This window comes from Vibrio sp. Vb1554 (assembly GCF_033344235.1).
In genome coordinates, this window is sequence record NZ_JAWPOJ010000073.1 from 1 (window position 1) to 2775 (window position 2775).

A 2775-nucleotide genomic window follows, 5' to 3' on the forward strand; every position below is an offset into this window, starting at 1 on the left:
GTGCTGCTTAAGATTTTCAATTCTTAATACTTCTTTGGCCATAACATCCTCTTTTATGACTTGTTCACTTTGCACCAGTTAGCTAGCAAACATGCTGGCATCGATTGGTTTGATATCAATCATCTGCTTAGGTTCGTTGTCCAAGCTTGGCATTAAGCCCATCAAACGTTCCGTGTAAGGGTGCTGCGGATTGTCAAACAGCTCAAAAATCTCCGCTTTTTCGACAATACGACCACCATACATTACCGCAACGTCATCACACACTTCAGCGACTACGCCTAAATCATGGGTAATGAAGATCATTGCCATGCCCGTTTCTTCTTGAAGTTCATTCATTAGTTCAAGGATAGACGCCTGTACCGTTACATCCAGTGCCGTCGTTGGCTCATCACAAATCAAAATATCTGGTTTACATGCGAGTGCCATTGCGATCATCACGCGCTGGCGCATACCACCAGATAGGTTGTGCGGGTATTCGTTGAGGCGCTTTTCTGGCATTGGAATTTTCACTTTAGCCAGCATTTCTACCGCGTAGGATTCGCGCTCTTTTTTACCTAACTCAGGACGGTGTAATTCCAACACTTCGCACAGTTGGCGGCCAATGGTATGCACTGGATTCAACGCCGTCATTGGGTCTTGGAAAATGATCGAAATGCGGTCGCCGCGCATGGCGTACATTTCTTCCGCCGGTAGCGACACCAGATTAGTACCTCGGTAGTTAACTTCACCATTGACAATATTTCCGTAAGGCTTTGGCAACAGTCCCATGATGGACATAGAGGTCACGCTCTTACCACTGCCAGACTCACCAACGAGACCGAGCGTTCGTCCTGCGCGAACATCAAAGTTCACGCCATGGAGTACTTTTACCGGGCCATCATCCGTGATGAATTCCACTTCGAGATCTTTTACACTCAAAATTACATCGTTTTCCATAACACATCCTTACAGCTTATACGTGTCATCAACGACAACAACCGGTTCAAAGGTTTTACCCGACTTCATCGCTTTCTGGGTTTCTTTCTTCACGTCTTTGTCGATCCAATACGTGCCATCACCGATAATTCCGCCACTGAACAACGCTTCTGTCATTCGATTCATTGGTTTCTCTGGCAATTTCAACCAACGCCAGTGTCCATAACGAACGTAAGGTACCATGTAGCCAGTGACCATCACGTGCGCATCAATAATGTCTCGCTGAATCTCATGACCTAGTTGGATCTTCTTATACATGTCCATGTTAAAGCGATACGCAATGATCTTTTCATCTAGCTCTGGCGTGCTGTAGTTAGTGAATGAGTTCGTTTGTGGTTTGTTCGCGTTCACGGAATGGAAGTATTCCCAATAAGTTGGGATTTCCGAAGTCCCCATATCAAAGAAAGCAAGTTCGTGTTTTTTCTCACGCACATACTTAAACATCGATGAACCATCAATCAGCTTCAGCTCAATGTCCAACCCTGCCAATTTTGCCTGTTCACGCAAGAAAGCAATACGCGGTGTATGAACTGGAGATGAGTACGTCAATTCAAAGCTCAAACGCTGACCTTTATCATTCACGCGAATACCATCGGAACCAATCTTATCGAAGCCCGCAGCTTCAAACGCTGCCGCCGCTTTTTCTGGTTCAAACTTTGGCGCTTTCACATCTGGTAACGTGTACTTACCATGCCCAAAGCCCGTTGGGTTGGGTTTACGACTGTAGTCTCCACGCATAACATTCTCGATCATACCGTCGAAATCTGTCGCGTAAGTAATCCCTTTGCGAATGTTTAAGTCATCAAGTAGAGGCATGGCCGTGTTTATCCACACGCCACCAGCACCAACTGGATATTGGTTGTAACCCCAGAACTTCTCAATGTAACCCTTTTGATAAGGGGCAGTATTGGATTTGTCATGCCATAGACTTGGCAAAACCAATCCAAATGCGTCCAACTTACCTTTTTCGAAGTGCTTCATCGCAATATCACTATCGCGGATAACCGTGATACGAATTTTGTCGACGTTATAGCGATTCTCGTAGTACTTATTGGTATAACCCCACCAGTCCTCACCTACGTGCTTAAAGGTAACGCTTTTACCTTTTTTGACGTCGGCTAAGTAATAAGCGCTGGTGGTTGGTTCACTTTTAAAGTTGTAGTAGCGCACAAAATCATCATGAATGCCGTCACCGTTCTCGTCTTTCTTCGGATTCGCATAGAAATGAGCAGGACGAGGACGTAGCGCCCCCATTCTCAACAACAACTCTTCTGGATTGAGCTCTTTCGCGGCCTTCACGGCGAAGGTGTGATCGTCAAATTTGATAACATCAGCAACCGTTTTGTTGTAATAGTCGTTGTACCAAGGCTCTAGAATGTCTTTCGAGCGGTAAAACTTAAGCATAAAAACAAAATCGTCTGCCGTGACTGGCTTGCCATCCGACCATTTAGCTTGTGGGTTCAGTTTGAAATAAACCGTTTTATTGTCACCCGCTAATGCCCACTCATTGGCTAGCTCAGGGATGAATTCAAGCGTATCTGGGTGGCGAACCACCAACCCTGGCGTTTCATCCAAGATGAAAGAACGTAAACCAGAGTTTGCATCAGGACCAACACTGCGTAGAGTCTGAGGAAAGCTCGACATGAAAGTGCGGTAAGTCCCGCCACGCTTTGCTTCAGGAGAGCCATATTGAGGCTCATCCCAGTTTGTTTGCCAGTTTAAGTCAGTCGGAAGCGTCGCTGACATCGCACCAAAACTTAGGGCGCTTAGCGTGGACGCTAAAATTATTCTTTTCATAAA

The 2775-nt window shown here is 45.8% G+C and carries 2 protein-coding genes; both read right to left on the reverse strand.

What is annotated here, in order from left to right; translation table 11 throughout:
• Positions 1-78: 78 nt before the first annotated feature.
• Positions 79-936 (reverse strand): ABC transporter ATP-binding protein, encoded by an 858-nt coding sequence (locus tag R8N28_RS23645; protein WP_005496771.1) that lies wholly within the window; start codon positions 934-936, stop codon positions 79-81.
• Positions 937-945: 9 nt separating this feature from the next.
• Positions 946-2772 carry an extracellular solute-binding protein gene (locus R8N28_RS23650; RefSeq protein ID WP_318183481.1) on the reverse strand — a complete coding sequence of 609 codons (1827 nt, stop codon included), beginning with the start codon at positions 2770-2772 and terminating at the stop codon, positions 946-948.
• Positions 2773-2775 lie beyond the last annotated feature (3 nt).

What these genes read in the sequence shown, in the direction of transcription:
- R8N28_RS23645 (WP_005496771.1), bottom strand. Translation starts at nt 936, where the DNA reads ATGGAAAACGATGTAATTTTGAGTGTAAAAGATCTCGAAGTGGAATTC.
- R8N28_RS23650 (WP_318183481.1), bottom strand. Translation starts at nt 2,772, where the DNA reads ATGAAAAGAATAATTTTAGCGTCCACGCTAAGCGCCCTAAGTTTTGGT.